Source organism: Bacteroides sp. 2201st1_D9_2201SCRN_220225 (assembly GCF_040928965.1).
In the GTDB taxonomy this organism is placed as follows: domain Bacteria; phylum Bacteroidota; class Bacteroidia; order Bacteroidales; family Bacteroidaceae; genus Bacteroides; species Bacteroides stercoris.
The window spans coordinates 51,100-67,943 of record NZ_JBCODG010000015.1; the positions used below are offsets into that span (position 1 = coordinate 51,100).

The 16,844-nt window shown below is 51.6% G+C and carries 16 protein-coding genes; 9 read left to right on the forward strand and 7 right to left on the reverse strand.

The window, feature by feature from the left end; genetic code table 11:
* The first annotated feature begins 23 nt into the window (after positions 1–23).
* A complete protein-coding gene (locus AB5903_RS06945; protein ID WP_368117708.1) occupies positions 24–590 on the forward strand; it encodes a nitroreductase family protein in 567 nt (188 codons plus the stop codon).
* 34 nt (positions 591–624) lie between these two features.
* Here the strand turns inward: AB5903_RS06945 and AB5903_RS06950 are convergent, their stop codons facing one another.
* The 5 genes from AB5903_RS06950 to AB5903_RS06970 all read right to left on the reverse strand — a co-directional run bounded on the left by AB5903_RS06950 (position 625) and on the right by AB5903_RS06970 (position 6,799).
* Positions 625–1,296, reverse strand: coding sequence for a hemolysin III family protein (locus AB5903_RS06950; protein WP_117665834.1), 672 nt, complete (start codon positions 1,294–1,296; stop codon positions 625–627).
* Positions 1,297–1,530: 234 nt separating this feature from the next.
* Positions 1,531–4,380, reverse strand: a complete 2,850-nt coding sequence (gcvP, locus tag AB5903_RS06955) for an aminomethyl-transferring glycine dehydrogenase (RefSeq protein ID WP_117740094.1) — start codon at positions 4,378–4,380, stop codon at positions 1,531–1,533.
* Between the two features lie 128 nt (positions 4,381–4,508).
* Positions 4,509–5,147: an MBL fold metallo-hydrolase gene (locus AB5903_RS06960; RefSeq protein WP_005653644.1), complete on the reverse strand. Its 639-nt coding sequence runs from the start codon at positions 5,145–5,147 to the stop codon at positions 4,509–4,511.
* A 143-nt stretch (positions 5,148–5,290) separates the two neighbouring features.
* The gene (gene rsmG / locus AB5903_RS06965; protein ID WP_005653646.1) at positions 5,291–5,911 is read right to left on the reverse strand and encodes a 16S rRNA (guanine(527)-N(7))-methyltransferase RsmG; all 621 of its coding nucleotides are present in this window, start codon (positions 5,909–5,911) and stop codon (positions 5,291–5,293) included.
* Positions 5,912–5,941: 30 nt separating this feature from the next.
* A complete protein-coding gene (locus AB5903_RS06970; protein WP_005653648.1) occupies positions 5,942–6,799 on the reverse strand; it encodes a DUF3298 and DUF4163 domain-containing protein in 858 nt (285 codons plus the stop codon).
* Between the two features lie 287 nt (positions 6,800–7,086).
* Between AB5903_RS06970 and AB5903_RS06975 the strand changes: the two genes are divergently transcribed.
* Positions 7,087–8,751 (forward strand): HAD-IC family P-type ATPase, encoded by a 1,665-nt coding sequence (locus tag AB5903_RS06975; protein WP_368117709.1) that lies wholly within the window; start codon positions 7,087–7,089, stop codon positions 8,749–8,751.
* Between the two features lie 4 nt (positions 8,752–8,755).
* On the opposite strand, the gene AB5903_RS06980 is transcribed toward AB5903_RS06975, so the two are convergent.
* Positions 8,756–9,589: a helix-turn-helix domain-containing protein gene (locus tag AB5903_RS06980; RefSeq protein WP_368117710.1), complete on the reverse strand. Its 834-nt coding sequence runs from the start codon at positions 9,587–9,589 to the stop codon at positions 8,756–8,758.
* Positions 9,590–9,633: 44 nt separating this feature from the next.
* Positions 9,634–10,809 carry a glycerate kinase gene (locus AB5903_RS06985; RefSeq protein WP_368117711.1) on the reverse strand — a complete coding sequence of 392 codons (1,176 nt, stop codon included), beginning with the start codon at positions 10,807–10,809 and terminating at the stop codon, positions 9,634–9,636.
* A 246-nt stretch (positions 10,810–11,055) separates the two neighbouring features.
* Here AB5903_RS06985 and lipB point away from each other — a divergent pair, with 246 nt between their 5' ends.
* The 7 genes from lipB (at position 11,056) to aepX (ending at position 16,834) form a co-directional block, all read left to right on the forward strand.
* Positions 11,056–11,724: a lipoyl(octanoyl) transferase LipB gene (lipB, locus tag AB5903_RS06990; protein ID WP_005653663.1), complete on the forward strand. Its 669-nt coding sequence runs from the start codon at positions 11,056–11,058 to the stop codon at positions 11,722–11,724.
* 317 nt (positions 11,725–12,041) lie between these two features.
* Positions 12,042–12,641, forward strand: coding sequence for a UpxY family transcription antiterminator (locus AB5903_RS06995; RefSeq protein WP_016662914.1), 600 nt, complete (start codon positions 12,042–12,044; stop codon positions 12,639–12,641).
* Between the two features lie 38 nt (positions 12,642–12,679).
* Positions 12,680–13,156 (forward strand): UpxZ family transcription anti-terminator antagonist, encoded by a 477-nt coding sequence (locus tag AB5903_RS07000; protein ID WP_005653675.1) that lies wholly within the window; start codon positions 12,680–12,682, stop codon positions 13,154–13,156.
* A 91-nt stretch (positions 13,157–13,247) separates the two neighbouring features.
* On the forward strand, positions 13,248–14,342 hold the full coding sequence (locus AB5903_RS07005) for an MraY family glycosyltransferase (protein ID WP_272710739.1): 1,095 nt from the start codon (positions 13,248–13,250) through the stop codon (positions 14,340–14,342).
* A gap of 88 nt (positions 14,343–14,430) precedes the next feature.
* Positions 14,431–14,661, forward strand: coding sequence for a hypothetical protein (locus tag AB5903_RS07010; RefSeq protein ID WP_005653683.1), 231 nt, complete (start codon positions 14,431–14,433; stop codon positions 14,659–14,661).
* Complete coding sequence (locus AB5903_RS07015; protein WP_005653685.1) at positions 14,652–14,981, forward strand: type II toxin-antitoxin system RelE/ParE family toxin; 330 nt, start codon at positions 14,652–14,654, stop codon at positions 14,979–14,981. The genes AB5903_RS07010 and AB5903_RS07015 overlap by 10 nt, the downstream gene beginning before the upstream one ends.
* A gap of 551 nt (positions 14,982–15,532) precedes the next feature.
* Entirely contained in the window at positions 15,533–16,834 is a 1,302-nt protein-coding gene (gene aepX, locus AB5903_RS07020) for a phosphoenolpyruvate mutase (RefSeq protein WP_005653687.1), read from the forward strand.
* Positions 16,835–16,844 lie beyond the last annotated feature (10 nt).

The window sequence follows — 16,844 nt, forward strand, 5'->3', positions numbered from 1 at the left end:
ATAAAAAAACATATATCCTGACAATGAGCAACGAAGTATTGGAAAACATCAAGGCGCGCCGCAGCGTGCGTACTTATACGGAACAGCAGGTTTCCGCCGGAGATTTGAACCTTATACTGGAAGCGGCAGCGTATGCCCCCAGCGGCATGAACTTCCAGACGTGGCATTTCACCGCCATCCAGAATGCCGCCGTGCTGACCGAACTGAATGAAAAGATAAAAGGCGCTTTTGCCAAGAGCGACGACCCTCATTTGCAGGAGCGCGGACATAGCGAAACCTATTGTTGCTATTACCATGCTCCGACGCTGGTCATCGTCTCCAACGAGCCTACCCGCTGGTGGGCGCCTATGGACTGCGCATGCGCCTTGCAGAATATTTTCCTTGCCGCCAAGTCTTTGGGCATCGGCTCTTGCTGGATTAACCAATTGGGGCAGACCTGCGACGACCCCGACGTGCGTGCTTTCCTCACCCGTCTCGGCATCCCCGAAAATCACCGTGTGTACGGCTGTGCCGCCTTGGGCTATGCCCCTGCGGACGCTCCCGTGAAAGAGAAGAAGCTGGCGGCAGGCACGGTAACCGTAATCCGCTGACGGTGCATGTATCATGTATAGGCGGAGAGCCTGTTTATATCCCCGCCAGAATGTACCATACGGCAACAAGGTGGCAGCCCGACCCCGCCAGTACGAAGAAATGAAAAGCCGAGTGCATATAGCGCACGCTGCGTATGGAATACAACGCCGCACCGCCTATATAGCATACCCCTTCGGCGATAATCCAATAGCAGGATACGGGCGCAACGGCAAAAAGCTGTTTGAACACCACCAGCACGGACAGCCCCATAAGGATGTAGCACACCGTTTCCACATAGCTGTGTTCTTTCATTTTGCGGAAGCTGATGATAGTGCCCGCAACGGCGCACAACCAGACAAAGCAGAACAGTCCCCAGCCCCATAGCCCCTCATCGCGCAAGGCAATCAGCGTAACGGGAGAGAAACTTCCGGCAATGTGCCAGTAGATAGCCGCGTGGTCCCAATGGCGCAACCGCCGTTTCCACGGGTTATGGTGCTTCAGGGAGTGGTAAAGGGTGGAGGACAGGTAGGAGCCGCCCATACCGAACAGGTAGAGCCACATGCCGAGTATCGCCCACGGGTCTTGTGCCCGGTAGCATTTCATCAGGAAGAATCCCCCGATAATGACCGCCATCGAGATGCCTATGCCGTGAGACAGGCTGTTGACCGTTTCTTCGCCTCTGCTGTAGAAGAGACCGTTTCTTTTTCTTTTGTGAGTGGTACTCATAGATTTATTTGTGGCATAAAAGCAGGGGGGATATATAAACAAGGAAACAAATGGTATGTATTTTTTTCAGGCACGGATTACACGGATTACACGGATTACACAGGTTTCACGGATTTCACGAATTACACAGATTTCACGAATTACACAGAGTTCGCAGAAACAGAAAAAATCAAGTAAATCCGTGAAATCCGTGTAATCCGTGCCTAAAAAAATCATCGGGTATATTTCACTACCCTATTCGAAGCACCCGTAGCACGTAGGCAGCAGTTTGCGGTCGCCCAACGTATTGTCCACCCGTGCCACGTTCACCCAGAATTTGTTGTCGCGTACGCTTTCTATCGGATAGGCGGCTTTCTGCCGGGTATAGCTGTGCTCCCATGTATCGGCCACCACTTCGTATTCGGGATGCGGGGCATTTACCAGCACATTGTCGTTCTTGTCCGCTTCGCCGTTCTTCACTTCCTGAATCTCCTGCCAGATGGCGAGCATTACGTGTACGAAGTTATCCAGTTCGGCAAGGCTTTCGCTCTCTGTGGGTTCTATCATCAGCGTGCCGTGAACGGGGAAGGAGAGGGTAGGCGCATGGTATCCGTAGTCCATCAGTCGCTTGGCGATGTCGTTTTCGCTGATGCCCGTTTCCTCGTGCACCTTGCGGCACTCCAGTATCATTTCGTGGCCGACAAAGCCGTTTGCCCCGCGATAAACGATGCCGTAGGTATCCTTGAAGCATGCAGCCAGGTAGTTGGCGTTCAGGATGGCCGTTTGGGTGGCGCGTGCCAGCCCTTCCGCACCCATCATGCGGATGTAGCCGTAGGTGATGGGCAGGATGCCCGCGCTGCCGAAGGGTGCTGCCGCTACTTCATTGGCGGCATTGCCGAACAGTCCGTGCCCCGGCAGGAACGGAACCAGATGCTCTGCCACGCAGATAGGGCCTACGCCCGGTCCGCCGCCGCCGTGAGGAGACGCGAATGTCTTGTGCAGGTTCAGGTGGCATACATCGGCGCCGATAAATCCGGGGTTGGTCAGCCCCACCTGTGCATTCATGTTGGCGCCGTCCATATACACCTGCGCGCCGCAGGCATGGATAATCTGGCAGATTTCCACGATTTCCGTTTCAAAGATGCCGTGGGTGGAGGGGTAGGTAATCATCAGCGCGGCAAGGCTGTCCTTGTTCTCTTCGGCTTTGGCGCGGAGGTCGGCCATGTCAACGTTGCCCTGTTCGTCGCAGGCGCAGGTAACGGTGGTGAAACCGGCCTGGACGGCGGAAGCCGGGTTGGTGCCGTGCGCCGAAGCAGGTATCAGCACCTTGTTGCGGTGTCCCTGCCCGATGCTCTCCTGATAGGCGCGGATTACGCGCAGCCCCGCATACTCTCCGGCAGCGCCGGAATTGGGTTGCAGGCTTACGCCGGCAAAGCCGGTTATCACTTTCAGTTCCTCGCTGAGGTTGTGTATAAGCTCGCGGTAGCCTTCCGCCTGGTCTTCGGGAACGAGCGGGTGCATGCCCATGAATTCCGGGCGGCTGAGGGGCAGCATCTCCGCGGCGGCGTTCAGCTTCATGGTGCACGAGCCGAGCGAAATCATGGAGTGCGCCAGTGAGATGTCCTTGCGGTCCAGCCGCTTGATGTAGCGCATCATCTCCGTCTCCGTGTGGTATTTGTTGAACACCTCGTGCGTCAGGTACGCGCTCTGACGGCGGAACGCTTCCGCAATGGTGCAGCTTTCGGGGATGTCGGCGGCTTTGGTATAGTCCTTTCCGGCGGCGATGCCGAAAATGGAGAGCAGTACGTTTACTGCGGCGAGGTCGGTGGTTTCGTCAATGCTCATGCCCACGTCGCCGTTCTTGAAGTAGCGCAGGTTCACTTCCTTGCTCAGGGCTACGGTGCGCACTTGCTGTGCCGATACATTGTCGGGCAGGGCGAAGCGGAGCGTGTCGAAGTATTGGGCGTTCATCTGCCTGTATCCTAATTTATTGATTTCCTTTTCCAGGAATGCGGCGATGCTGTGGATGCGTCCGGCAATGGTGCGGATGCCTTCCGGCCCGTGGTATACGGCATAGAAGCCTGCCATCGTGGCCAGCAATGCCTGTGCGGTACAGATGTTGGAAGTGGCCTTCTCGCGTTTGATGTGCTGTTCGCGGGTTTGCAGCGCCATGCGGTAGCACAGTTTTCCGTATTTGTCTTTGGACCAGCCGATGATGCGTCCCGGCATGTTGCGCTTGTACTCGTCGCGTGTGGCGAAATAAGCTGCCGACGGGCCGCCGTAGAACATCGGCGTACCCAGCCGCTGGGTGGTTCCGAATACGATGTCCGCTCCCCATTCTCCCGGCGGGGTGAGCAGGGCGAGGCTCAGTATATCGGCGGCAACTGCCACTTTGCAGCCTGCGGCGTGTGCTTTCTCCACGAATGCGCGGTAGTCTTCTATGTTTCCGCCGGCATTCGGATACTGCACAATGCAGGCAAAGGTGTCGGGCGTGAGTTCCGTTTCGCCGTACTTGCCCGTGCGTATCCGGATGCCCTGCGGGATGGCGCGGGTGGTGACAACGGCAAGTGTCTGCGGGAATACGCTTTCGTCCACGAACACCACGTTGGCTCCCGACTTCTGCATATCGCGCGGGCGCAGGGCGTACATCATCGTCACGGCTTCGGCGGCGGCGGTTGCCTCGTCCAGCAGGGAGCAGTTGGCAAGGGGCATGCCGGTGAGGTCGCATACGGCGGTCTGGAAGTTCAGCAGGGCCTCCAGGCGTCCTTGCGACACTTCGGTCTGGTAGGGCGTATAGGAGGTGTACCAGACGGGGTTCTCGAACACGTTGCGCTGGATTACGGCAGGCGTCACGGTGTTGTACCACCCCATGCCGATGTAAGTGGTGTAGAGTTTGTTTTTGGCTGCCAGTGCCGCGATGTGCTGTCCGAACTCGTATTCGGTCATGGCTTCGGGCAGTGCCAGCGGTTCTTTGAGACGGATATTCGCGGGGATGGTTTTATCAATCAGCTCGTCCAGGCTGCTCACTCCGATTTTGCGGAGCATCTGCTCTTCGTCCTTTTTGCTGATGCCGATGTGGCGGTTAGCCAATAGGTCGTTTTTCATAACGGTAATGATTTAGAAGTTTATTGTTTTCGCCGCAGGGGGCGGACCGGTACTTGCGTCTGCTACGGAAGGGCCGGTGTCCTGCGCTTTCTGCGGCGGGCTTTTTTATCCGGAGAACGGGGGGAGGCTTACCTGAAGAACGGGTTCTCCGCCTTTTCGGTGCCGATGGTTGTGGGGGCTCCGTGCCCCGGATAGACAACCGTTTCGCTGGGCAGTATGAACAGGCGGCTGCATATATGTTCTATCAGTTCGTCGAAGTTGCCGCCGGCAAGGTCGGCACGGCCGATGCTGCCCTGGAACAGTACGTCGCCGGAGAACATGCAGTGCTCTGCCGCGCAGTAGTACACCAGGCTGCCCGGCGAGTGTCCCGGCACGTGGATGGCTTCCAGCTCCGTATGGCCGAAGGTGATGATGTCGCCGTCGTGCAGGTAAGTGCCCAGCGGTACGGGCGGTTCCGGCAACTGGAAACCGAACATGCGGCTTTGCTTGGGTGCTTCGTCAATCCAGAACTCATCCGCCTGGTTGGCTTCCGCTTTCAGTCCGAATTCTTTCAGCATGAAGGGGTTGCCGAAGATGTGGTCCAGGTGCAGGTGCGTGTTCAGCAGGTGCTTCACTTGCAGCCCGTTGCTGATGATAAAGTTCTTTAAAGCCTGTTTCTCTTCTTCGTAGAAACAGCCGGGATCGATAACTACGGCTTCCAGGGTTTCGTCCCACAGCACGTAGCAGTTTTCCGGGAACATGTTAAATTCAAATCTCTTTATCTTCATGGCGTATATATAGGCGTTTAATTCGATATGTTGTTTGTTACGGTTTCTAAAGTGCTACATTAATTTTCTAAAGTGCTACATTAGCTTTCCAGAGTGCCACTTCTGCTTTCCAGAGTGCTACATTAGCTTTCCGGAGTGCTCGTTCAGTTTGCCACGTACACCACCTTTTTGGTCTCGAAGAACTCTTCCCCGAAGAATTCCTTGAGGTTCCACATCGTGGTTTTGTTCTTCACGGGCATCGTCTCTCTCTCCAGCTCTCCGCCTTTGAGGCAGATGAGTCCGTTGGGCAGTGCGTTCTGCTGTTTGGGCGAGATGTTCTTGCGGATTATTTTCAGCAAGTCGGTAAGGGGCATTACGGCACGGCTCACCACGAAGTCGAACAGTTGCTTTTCCTCTTCGGCGCGTGCATGGCGGGTGGTTACGTTTTTCAGTCCGATGCTGCCGGCTATCTCGGTGGCCACGCGCACTTTCTTGCCGATGCTGTCCACCAGGTGAAACTGCACTTCGGGAAAGAGTATCGCCAGCGGGATGCCCGGAAAGCCGCCTCCCGTGCCTAAGTCCATGACTTTCGTACCCGGCTTGAAGCGGATTACCTTGGCTATGCCCAGGGAGTGGAGCACGTGGTGCTCGTACAGGTTTTCAATGTCTTTACGCGAGATGACGTTTATTTTGGAGTTCCAGTCCGTATAGAGGTCGTAGAGGGCGGCGAACTGCCTTTTCTGCTCCTCTGTCAGGTCGGGAAAGTATTTCAGGATAAGTTCCATTGTTGTGTTATGAGTTATAAAAGTTATGGGTTATGGGTTGCGCACGTCGTTCAGCGCCATTGTTTCGTCGCTCAGCAGGTGCTGCATCATTTCGTACGGTAGTGTTATCTTTACGGGGCCCATTACGTAGGGGGCGATGTCGTAGACATTGTAATAGAATGTGATGCCGTCCTTGCCCAGGTAGAAGTTCTCGGTCGGCGTGAGGTCGCCGGTGGTGACGTATCCCATATCTTCCAGTTCCTGGCGGGTGGCTACTTTGTTGTCCGCCATAAGCTGGTTCCAAAGGAGGTCGGTGAGCTGCTCCTTGTAGTCGCCGGCAAACAGGTCGTCCAGGCGGATGGGAGCGAGTGTGCGCAGGTCGAGGTTGAGGAAGGTGGACATATAGATGCCGTGTGCGCCGCCGGTGTATTCGTTGTAGTCGATGCGGTAAACGAGCAGATGCCCGGTGTACAGTTGCACATGGCTTTCGATGCCTTTATAGTAGGAGTACCATGCCCCTATCTCTCCGGCATTCTCCTTGTCCTGCTCGTCTTTGCGGTACATCGGTTCCAGGTCTTTGCGGTAGTCGCCCACGTACTTTTCGGTGTACTTCTTTACGGCTTCTTCGGGAGTCATGCCCATGTACTTCTCGCCGAAGCAGGCGGAGAGGAAATAGGTGTTCAGACTGTCCTTCATCTTCTCGTCCGAAGATTGGGAAGCGTACGCAAGGTTGATGATGAGGTTGCATGCCGGCTTGGCGGTATCACCGAAGAGATGGGCGGTTTCGTTCACTTGTATGCTGTCGAACTCCAGCGCTCCGGCGTTTTTGTTCATGGTGTTACCACAGGAAAAGAAAAAGCCGCTTGCCGCAAGCAGAAGGACAAGTAGGCTGACAGTTTGTTTTTTCATATTGGATTTCGTTTATAAAACAACATTTCATTCAGGAAACTTTATCGACAAATATAGAACTTATTAGTGAACTCCACGCATAAAAAGGAAAAAAATAATCCCGGCAGGCGGTTAAAACTTCCTATCTCCGGCAATCCCCGCCCGTGCGCCTCACAAGACGGATATTCCCGTTCTGCAATGCGCGCCACAGCTTGCACGCAGGCCGGAGGGGAAGGAGGAATTGAACAAACGCTGCGTTCCGGTTGTTTACTAAGTTCAGAGTAACAACCCCCTAAAGTTTATATAGAATGAACAATATATTGAAGAACGTATGTTCTGCGCAGAAACTGCACGGCGCGGAACATGCCGGTAGTATGGAACACCGTGAGATGGAAGAGCGGAACAGCCGGTATCGCTGCCTGAAGATGAAGGCCGCCGCCGCGTGGGCGCTTGCCGTATTGCTGTCGCTGCTTTCCGTCTTCGACGGTGAGGTGCCCTATGTCAACGAAATACAGATGTCGTTGGCAGCCCTTGTGCTGCTGTTTCCGGGAAACGCTTTCTATGCGGCCGCCCGGAAGCAGCTTTGTGCGGGGCGCATCGGGCTGGATACGCTGATTGCCTTCGGCGCTTCCGTTGCTTTCCTTTTCAGCCTGTTCAACACGTTCTTTCCGGACTATTGGCTCAGGGTGGGGCTTCACCCGTATGTCTACTACGAAGTGGCGGTGCTGGTTGTAGCGGTGGGGCTCACCGGCAAGGTGTTCCGCTTCCTGCCCGAAGAGCGGCACGGTGCAGACCGCATAGCCCGGATTTTCTTTCCCGTCCTGGCGGGAACGGCGGTTGCCGTGTTTTTTATCTGGATATTCTGGGGCGGTATGACCGCTGTGCCGCATGCGTTCTATGCGGTCGTCTCCGTTTTTATCGTCGCCTGCCCGTGTGCGCTGGGACTGGTCGCTCCGCTTGCCCTGACGCGCGGCATAGGCAGGGCTGCCGATATGCACATCCGGATAAAGGACTCCCTGGCGCTGGAGCGGCTGGACAAGGCCGATGTAGTGGTTTTTGACAAGACCGGCACGCTGACCGAGGGGCAGCCTACGGTCACCGCCTGGTTGTGGGCGCAGTATCAGGAAGAGGATTTCAAGCGGATATTGCTGGCTACGGAAATGAACTCGCCCGACCCGCTGGCAGCAGCCATTACCGCCGCCCTGCGCGAAGAACGCATAACTCCCGCACCGCTGGACGGCTGCGGGGTGCTGAAAGGCAAGGGGGTGAAGTCCCTCTGCAACGGTACGGAATATTGGGTGGGCAGCCATAAACTGCTGAAAGACTATCGGGCTTATCTTTCCGATGTGCTGGGAGATATGCTGGTGGAGTATGAGTCGGAGGGAAACAGCATCGTTTACTTCGGGCGTGAGGATGAGTTGCTTGCCATAATAGCCGTCAAGGACAGACTGAAAGCGACCGCTTCCGGTGTAGTCAAAGAGCTTAGGGGGCAGGGGCTGGACATCTGTATGCTGACGGGCGACGGTGAGCGTACCGCTTCGGCCATAGCGGGGAAGCTGGGCATCATCCGTTACATGTCCGACGCCCAGCCGGAGGATAAGGAGGCTTTTATCCGCGAACTCCGCTTGCAGGGGAAGAAGGTGGTTATGGTGGGCGACGGCGTCAACGACGCACAGGCGCTGGCTGCCGCCGATGTAAGTATTGCCGCGGGTGCAAGTGCCGGTGATGGGCTGACGGACAAGGCTATGATAGTGATGAAATCCGCCGATTTGCAGTTGCTCCCCCGGCTCTTCGGCCTGTCCCGCCATACGCTCCGGCTGATGCGCCGTAACTTTTTCCGGACAATGGCCTTTCATCTGGCAGGCGTGCTGGTAGCTGTGGGCATTCTCTATCCGGTGTACGGAATACTGTTGACGCCCATGCTGGCTGTAACGGTCATAGCGCTCTCCTGCATCATGCCGGTGAAGGGGTAGGGGGTTAGCTGTTTCTGTATTCCAGCGGACTCATTCCCAAGTGCCGCTTGAAATACTTGCCGAAGAACGAGGCGCTGGGGAAGTTCAGCGAATAGGCTATCTCCTGGATGGTCATGTCCGTGGATTTCAGTTTGGCTTTTATGTCGATGATGACGACATGCGCAATGAGGTCCAGCACATTCTTCCCGGTCACCTGCTTGATGGTGGTGCTGAGGTGTTGCAGCGATATGCCCAGTTTCGCGGCATAGAACTGCGCGCGGCGTTCGGTGGTGTAGTTCTCGATGACCAGTTGTATGAACTCACGGCAGATTTCCTCTTTCCGGCTTTTAATCCTGTTTTGGGAGTCGGGACGGTTGCTGTATAGCTCGTTGACACCATAAAGCAGGGTGTCCAGCACGTTCTGCGCCATTCGCGTCTTGGGCATGTACGGCCCGGTGGATATGCGGGCAAGCAATGCGAAGTAATCCCGGAAATAGGAAGCGACGGTTTCGTTGAGCGGTATCACGGGAGCTTCTATAATCTTGGAGTACGAGCTCATGGTGGACTGGATGATGTTGACTCCGTTGAGGCAATGTTCGGAAAATCCGGCAAAGCAGATGCGCACTTTCTCCTTCTGCCCGTGAAACTGGATGATGGTGCCCGGAAGCAGTATGATGAAGTCGCCTTGCTTGATTTCGGTATCTATAAGATTGATGGATACCGTGATGGAACCTTCGGTGCACAAGGCGAAGATACATGCCTTCAGCCGGCACGATTGCTTGTAGATGTTCAGGATGTCTTCCGTGACATCTGTCCATGCAATCAGGTCTACGGGGAGGTCGACGTGTGGGAATTCCATAAGCGTTGTCGTTTTTGGTCTGTGCAAAGTTACACTTTTATTTTTCAATCTCCGCCTTTTTGAAACAACAATGTCCCGGCGCAATGTTTCATGGTGGTCAGGATTTGCTCTACCGTGCATCGGATGCGGGCTGTGGCCCAATCCTGCCGCATGGCTTGTTCAAGGCTCACCGGAGCGTTTATGATGGAATATATGCCGATAAATCCCATCTCTTTAAGCTCCCGGCACATTGCCACGGATCCGCCTATGGCGATGACGGGGATTCCTTTCCGTGCGGCATGCCTCAGGACTCCTGCGGCTGTCTTTCCCGCTGCTGTCTGGGCATCTATCCGTCCCTCGCCCGTGATGACGAGGTCCGCTCCTTCGAGAAGCGAGTCGAATGCAATGGCGTCGAGCACCATTTCAATCCCTGCGGTCAGCCTGGCATTTAAAAAGGCTTTGAAGGCGCCGCCTAATCCGCCGGCTGCACCGGCTCCGCTCAGGGGGACTATGTCGGTCTGGAACTGTCCGGCTATCACCCCGGCGAAGGAACGCATGCCGCGGTCCAGGGCTTCCGCGGTTTGGGGGTCTGCTCCTTTTTGGGGAGCAAAGACACGGGCCGCTCCGTCCGGTCCGCAAAAAGGGGTGTTGACATCGCAAGCCACGATAAATTCGGACTCCCGTGCTGCGGGCATCAGAGACGACATGTCTATCCGGACAATGGATTCCAAATCCCTGCCGCAGCCTTTCAGCCTTTGTCCGCGGCTGTCGAGAAATCTCACTCCCAATGCGGAGAGCATGCCTGTGCCCGCATCGTTGGTGGCGCTGCCGCCTATTCCGACCAGGAATTTGCGGCATCCTCTGTTCAGCGCGTCAGAAATCATCTCGCCGGTTCCGTACGTAGAAGTAATCCACGGGTTCAGTTCGTCGGGAAGCAGGAGCGGCAGTCCGCTGGCGGCAGACATTTCCATAACGGCGGTTTTCACGCCGCCTGACCTTACAATGCCGTAGGCTGCCTTTACCGGTCTGCCCAAGGGGTCTGTAACGGAGGCTGTGTACATAGCTCCTCCCACCGCTTTGACAATGGCCTCTACGGTTCCCTCGCCCCCGTCCGCCACACCGGCTTTGACGACATTGCACTGCGGGAAAACATCCTTGATTCCTCTTTCCACGGCATCGGCCACTTCGGCCGAAGTCAGGGAGCCTTTGAACGAGTCCGGTGCTACAACGATTTTCTTCATGCTCTTCAATTTATATTATATATATAATGTGGCAACAAAATTATAAAATAGGGGGGAGGTAATGCATGCTTTCGTCCGAAAAATAATCTTCGTGCCTTGACGATGGTCAGATTATGAAAAAAGCCTGCGCCCGGGATGCTTGTATAATTCCGGGATTTCGTATCTTTGCATGGACCGGATGAAGCTCCGGACATGTGCTCCAATCATGCCACGTGCGGTTGGGCGGTAAAATAGTATGTTTGTCTTATGAAACTGGAAATATCTGATTGGAAAACCGTTCCCTACGCCGAGGCGTGGGACAGGCAGACGGCGTGTTTCGATGCGCTTGTGCATGCCAAGCAGGCAGGAGAGGAGTATGTGAACCGTATCGTACTCTGCGAACATCCGCATGTATATACATTGGGACGCAGCGGTAAGGAAACCAATATGCTGCTGGGCGAAGAGCAGTTGCGTGCCATAGGCGCTTCGCTCTATCACATAGACCGGGGCGGCGACATCACTTATCACGGGCCGGGGCAGCTTGTGTGCTATCCTATCCTGAACCTGGAGGAGTTCTCTCTGGGCTTGAAAGAATATGTGCATCTGCTGGAAGAAGCCGTAATCCGCGTATGCGCTTCCTACGGGATAACCGCCGGGCGTGTGGAGAAAGCCACCGGCGTATGGCTGGACGGAGATTCGCCGCGTGCCCGTAAAATCTGCGCTATCGGTGTGCGCAGCAGCCATTATGTTACGATGCATGGCCTGGCGCTCAATGTCAATACGGATTTACGCTATTTCAGCTATATCCATCCTTGCGGGTTCATAGACAAAGGGGTGACTTCACTTCAAAAGGAGCTGGGACGGGAAGTGCCGGCAGACGAAGTGAAACAGCGGCTTTGCCTTGAACTGAAAGGCATGCTTGAAGGCAGGCGGTAAACCGAAGAATTTCCACCAAATGTTTTGCCAATACAAAAAACTGCCATATCTTTGCATTCATTAATCGGGAATGTCCGGAAATGTATCTGTTTCATCCGTTTGCGGCTTCCCGAAGGCTTATTGATCACATAACTGTTTCAACGTTCTCTTTCTGTGATAGTGGGGAGCTTTGGGATAATATGGATGCAGACTAAACTATTGACTATAATTGCATTACATGAATTGACCGGAAAGAGTGCTCTTGAACCGGTGTCCCCAAAGAACGTCCTTTTCACAAGGTGGTGTTTTCCTCAAACTCTTACAATCCGTATTTTGTAATGCCCGGTCCGTCAGACAATAATCAAGCAGAATTGCAGCACGCCCCTGTGTGTCAGTCCCACAAGGATTGCCAGTTGCACTGGTATGCCGTCCGCGTAACATACAGCCGCGAATTGTCCTTGAAGGACTATCTCGACAAGGAAAATATAGAGAATTTCATCCCCATGCGCTACGAGTATGTCATAAGGAACGAACGCCGCGTCCGCAAGCTCGTTCCCGCCATACACAACCTGGTATTTCTCCGTTCCACCCGTTCCCGTATCGATGAAATCAAAAACAATCCGGTTCTGAACATACCGGTACGCTATATCATGAACCGTGAGACCCATCAGCCGGTTATTATTCCGGATGCGCAGATGCGCAGCTTCATACTGGTTGCAGGCACGTACGACGAGGCCGTCATCTACGTGGAGCCGGAAGAACTGAAACTGGTGAAAGGAACCAAAGTACGCATCACGGGCGGAGTTTTCGAAGGAGCCGTGGGCGAGTTTGTCCGTCTGCGCCACGACCGCCGTGTGGTGGTAAACATAGAAGGCGTCATGGCAGTAGCCACTACATTTATTCACTCTTCGCTTATAGAACCGATAGGTGTAATCTGAAACACTTGTAATTCAATAATTTATTTATCAGTATAAAAATGAACGAACACGTTTCATCTTTGTACGTCCGTGCCCATGAACTCTTGAATCTGGGCATGGACGGCAGTCCCATTTACAGCGATCACTTTGCCCGTCTGAATCGCGAAGTTTACGAGCAAGCGCTTGATTTGTACAACACCTTGGAAGGCAACACGCCGGAAGAGGAAGCCGAACTTTGCCTCTCCATTCTCGTAGCCCTGAATGCCACATTCTACGACAATGGCCGCAAGCAGCAGTATATCCAGCGCCTGCTCGACCGTTGCCTGAATGTTCTCGACAAGCTTCCGGATTCGCTTCTGAAAGTGCGTCTTCTAACCTGCTGCTACGGCGAGGTATACGAAGAAAAACTTGCCGCTGAGGCCCACTCCATTATCAATACCTGGGATATGGCTTCTTTGACGCCGGAGCAGAAGGAAATCATCGGCGAGTTGAAGAATATGGAAGAGAATCAATACCCTTTCGAGATTATAGATTGATTCTGCCTGACAATTTTCCTCTCTCTCCCTGTCAGTAAGCGTTTATGTTTTTCAGCTATCAACCGCTAATTACTAAACAACAGTTATTGCCGTGAACTTCATTTTTATTATTCTTACCTTTCTGATATCGGCAGTTATTGCCCGTATTCTGATACCGCGTATCCTATTGATATCCCTGCGCAAAAAACTTTTTGACATACCGGATGACCGTAAGATACATAAGAGAGCTATCCCGCGGTTGGGGGGCGTATCATTTTTCCCCACCACCCTGTTTGCTTTCTGCCTTGTCTATGCTTTCCGCCTGCTGGACGGCGACAGCATTTCCACGCTCTATGCCAGCTATCTGCTTCCGGAGCTTTTGCTGTTTGCCTGCGGCATGACGCTGCTCTATCTGACGGGCATTGCCGACGACCTTGTCGGTGTGCGCTACCGCCAGAAGTTTGCCATCCAAATCTTCTGTGCCTGCCTTTTCCCCTTGTCGGGACTTTGGATAAACGATTTGTACGGCCTGTTCGGCATACACGAGCTTTCGGCTTATGTCGGCATACCTTTCACTGTGCTTACGGTGGTCTTTATCACCAACGCCATCAACCTGATAGACGGCATCGACGGTCTTGCCTCAGGCTTGAGCAGTGTGGCATTGCTGGTTTTCACCTTCCTGTTCATCAGCAAGGGCCTGTGGAGTTATGCCATGCTTTCGGCCGGCACTTTCGGCGTGCTTGTGCCGTTCTTCTATTACAACGTGTTCGGCAGTGTGGAGCGTGCCCGCAAGATTTTCATGGGCGATACGGGAAGCCTTACCTTGGGCTATACCCTCAGTTTCCTTGCCATAAAGTACAGCCAGCACAACACGGATATCATGCCTTACACCGAAGGCGCCTTTCTCATAGCTTTCAGCACCCTGATTATTCCGGCGTTCGATGTGGTGCGTGTCGTCCTGGTCCGCATCCGCGAGGGACACAGCCCTTTCGAGCCGGACAAGAACCATATCCATCATAAACTGCTGGCGATAGGGCTGTCGCCGCGAAGGGCGATGCTGAGTCTGCTCTCCATGTCCTGCGCTTTCAGTGCGGCCAATATCCTGTTGGTTCCTTATATAAACAATACGGTGCTGCTGATTGCCGATATTGTGATTTGGGTAGGATTGAATCTGTGGTGGGATTATTTGAGAGATAGGAAACGATAGATGATTGCAAATACAGTGAAGAAAATAAGTGAGTAAACCTTAGGTATTTCCGATATTTAGGTTTATTTTTGAAGAAAATTAAGGAGCGATGAACGAAGCCAAGTTGTATAAGAATCAAGAGCCGGAGCCTCAATCAGCCAATGAGGCTGCTATGGCATACGAATCGTCCTGCCGCAATGTGGATGATTTCATAGCTTCTTTACCTAAGGAGATGATGCGTAATTTAGTGGATTTTGCCATAGAAGAACAACGTGCAGGGCATTGTATTCCCAATTCACAGGTAGATGAGATGATTAACCTGCGAATGGGATGGAAATAGTATGGCTGGCTTCTGCCATAGAAGATTTCGTTTCTTTGCTGGAGAAGGTAGATTCTTTATTTGGAAAGGCAGTTGCAACAAAAGTAAAATACAAGATTTCATCTCACATAAATCTGTTGGCTTCTTTCCCTTGTATGGGAATGCGCGATTTCTATTTTTCAGATGATAAATACGATGTCCGTTATTTGATAAATACTCCTAATGTTATTTATTATGCCATATCCCGAAACGAGATTTTGATTATTTCTATTTTGGATACACGGCAATCTCCGGAGATGATTCGTCATACCATAGCAGAAATATTAAAACAGTCAAGATAGTTGGCATTATTTGGAAGCCGGTTCTGATGCTTCCCTAAACATAAATATGCAAATCTTAGTTTGTCCATAAACTTTTAAAATTAAGTCTTTATTTTGAGTTATTGAGTAAGCCCTCTGTTTAGGCTTCTCCTTTGAAAGCGATACTTTTGCTACAAACTAAAATGTTATGTATAACAGTGAAGGACTAAAAGATTTTATTTCAAGTACCAAACTTGGGTTCTATCAGAATTTAGTTTGAATGATGGGCAGCAGAAGTTTGCTATTCAATGCAATAATTCACTTCATTATGCCAGTGATGTTGAAGTTGAGATAACGGTAATTTATCACTTTCCAAAGATATTTAATAGTTGTCATGACTTTGTTAACACGACAGCTAATAAAATCTTTAGCTACAAGCTAATATCAAAATCAAAACGTATTAATTAGTAAAAAACGATTGGAGTGTTTTACAAGTGTCCCCGAAGGCGTATGCAATTAATAGAGTGCTTACTTCCTTTTTCACGATATGTTCAAATTTAGTGCTAACATAATAACTAACTTATATAAAATTTATGAATAAGAAAGTTTATATTGGTATGACCGCTGACATTATGCATCCCGGTCTGATCCATATCATTAATGAAGCCACCAAATATGGCGATGTAATAGTTGGTCTTTTGACAGACAAGGCCATTGCAGAACATAAGCGCCTTCCTTATCTGACATACGAGCAGCGTAAAGAAGTGGTGGAGAATATTAAGGGAGTTTCAGAAGTAATCCCTCAGGAAGAGTGGAGTTATGTTGATAATTTAAAACGTATCAGACCGGACTATATCATTCACGGCGATGATTGGAAAAACGGTCCTTTGCGTGAAATTCGTGAACAGGTATTTGAGGTAATGAATGAGCAAGGAGGAAAGGTGATAGAAATACCATATACGAAAGGTATAAATTCCTCTTCTCTTGATAAAGAGATAAAATCTATTGGAACAACTCCTGATATTCGTTTAAAAACTCTTCGCCGTTTAATAAATGCTAAACCGATTGTTCGTATTCTTGAGGCGCATGATGGGCTTTGCGGACTTATTATTGAGAATCTTGAAATCCAGAAAGGTGATAAACGTGAAGTTTTTGACGGTATGTGGTCCAGCAGTTTGACTGATTCTACCAGTAAAGGTAAACCGGATATTGAGGCCGTTGACCTTACAACTCGTTTGCAGGATTTGAATAATATCCTTGAATGTACTACTAAACCTATCATTTTTGATGGCGATACAGGTGGCAAGATAGAGCATTTTACATTCACAGTTCGTACGCTTGAACGCCATGGTATTTCTGCGATTATTATCGAAGATAAAGTAGGATTGAAAAAAAACTCTCTTTTTGGTACTGATGCAATTCAAACTCAAGATACGATTGAGGGTTTTTGTGCGAAAATAAAAGCAGGTAAGGAAGCGCAGGTTACTCAGGATTTTATGATTATTGCCCGTATTGAAAGCCTTATTGCCGGCAAACCTATGAGTGACGCTTTGGAACGCGCCTATGCTTATGTTGAAGCGGGTGCTGATGGTATTATGATTCATAGTAAAAATAAGTCCGGTGAAGATATCAAGGAATTCTGTCTTACTTTTCGTCAGAGGTATGCCCACGTTCCTATTGTTGTTGTTCCTACTACATATGATCATATTCACGAAAGCGAACTTCGTAAGTGGGGGGTGAATGTGGTAATTTATGCCAATCACATGCTTCGTGCTGCTTATCCGGCCATGATGCGGGTTGCATGTACTATTTTGGAAAACGGACGAGCTCAGGAAGTCCGTGATTTGTGCATGCCTATTAAAGAGATTTTGGAATTGATTCCTGGTACTAAATAATATATTTACA

What these genes read in the sequence shown, in the direction of transcription:
- AB5903_RS06945 (WP_368117708.1), top strand. Translation starts at nt 24, where the DNA reads ATGAGCAACGAAGTATTGGAAAACATCAAGGCGCGCCGCAGCGTGCGT.
- AB5903_RS06950 (WP_117665834.1), bottom strand. Translation starts at nt 1,296, where the DNA reads ATGAGTACCACTCACAAAAGAAAAAGAAACGGTCTCTTCTACAGCAGA.
- gcvP (WP_117740094.1), bottom strand. Translation starts at nt 4,380, where the DNA reads ATGAAAAACGACCTATTGGCTAACCGCCACATCGGCATCAGCAAAAAG.
- AB5903_RS06960 (WP_005653644.1), bottom strand. Translation starts at nt 5,147, where the DNA reads ATGAAGATAAAGAGATTTGAATTTAACATGTTCCCGGAAAACTGCTAC.
- rsmG (WP_005653646.1), bottom strand. Translation starts at nt 5,911, where the DNA reads ATGGAACTTATCCTGAAATACTTTCCCGACCTGACAGAGGAGCAGAAA.
- AB5903_RS06970 (WP_005653648.1), bottom strand. Translation starts at nt 6,799, where the DNA reads ATGAAAAAACAAACTGTCAGCCTACTTGTCCTTCTGCTTGCGGCAAGC.
- AB5903_RS06975 (WP_368117709.1), top strand. Translation starts at nt 7,087, where the DNA reads ATGAACAATATATTGAAGAACGTATGTTCTGCGCAGAAACTGCACGGC.
- AB5903_RS06980 (WP_368117710.1), bottom strand. Translation starts at nt 9,589, where the DNA reads ATGGAATTCCCACACGTCGACCTCCCCGTAGACCTGATTGCATGGACA.
- AB5903_RS06985 (WP_368117711.1), bottom strand. Translation starts at nt 10,809, where the DNA reads ATGAAGAAAATCGTTGTAGCACCGGACTCGTTCAAAGGCTCCCTGACT.
- lipB (WP_005653663.1), top strand. Translation starts at nt 11,056, where the DNA reads ATGAAACTGGAAATATCTGATTGGAAAACCGTTCCCTACGCCGAGGCG.
- AB5903_RS06995 (WP_016662914.1), top strand. Translation starts at nt 12,042, where the DNA reads ATGCCCGGTCCGTCAGACAATAATCAAGCAGAATTGCAGCACGCCCCT.
- AB5903_RS07000 (WP_005653675.1), top strand. Translation starts at nt 12,680, where the DNA reads ATGAACGAACACGTTTCATCTTTGTACGTCCGTGCCCATGAACTCTTG.
- AB5903_RS07010 (WP_005653683.1), top strand. Translation starts at nt 14,431, where the DNA reads ATGAACGAAGCCAAGTTGTATAAGAATCAAGAGCCGGAGCCTCAATCA.
- AB5903_RS07015 (WP_005653685.1), top strand. Translation starts at nt 14,652, where the DNA reads ATGGAAATAGTATGGCTGGCTTCTGCCATAGAAGATTTCGTTTCTTTG.
- aepX (WP_005653687.1), top strand. Translation starts at nt 15,533, where the DNA reads ATGAATAAGAAAGTTTATATTGGTATGACCGCTGACATTATGCATCCC.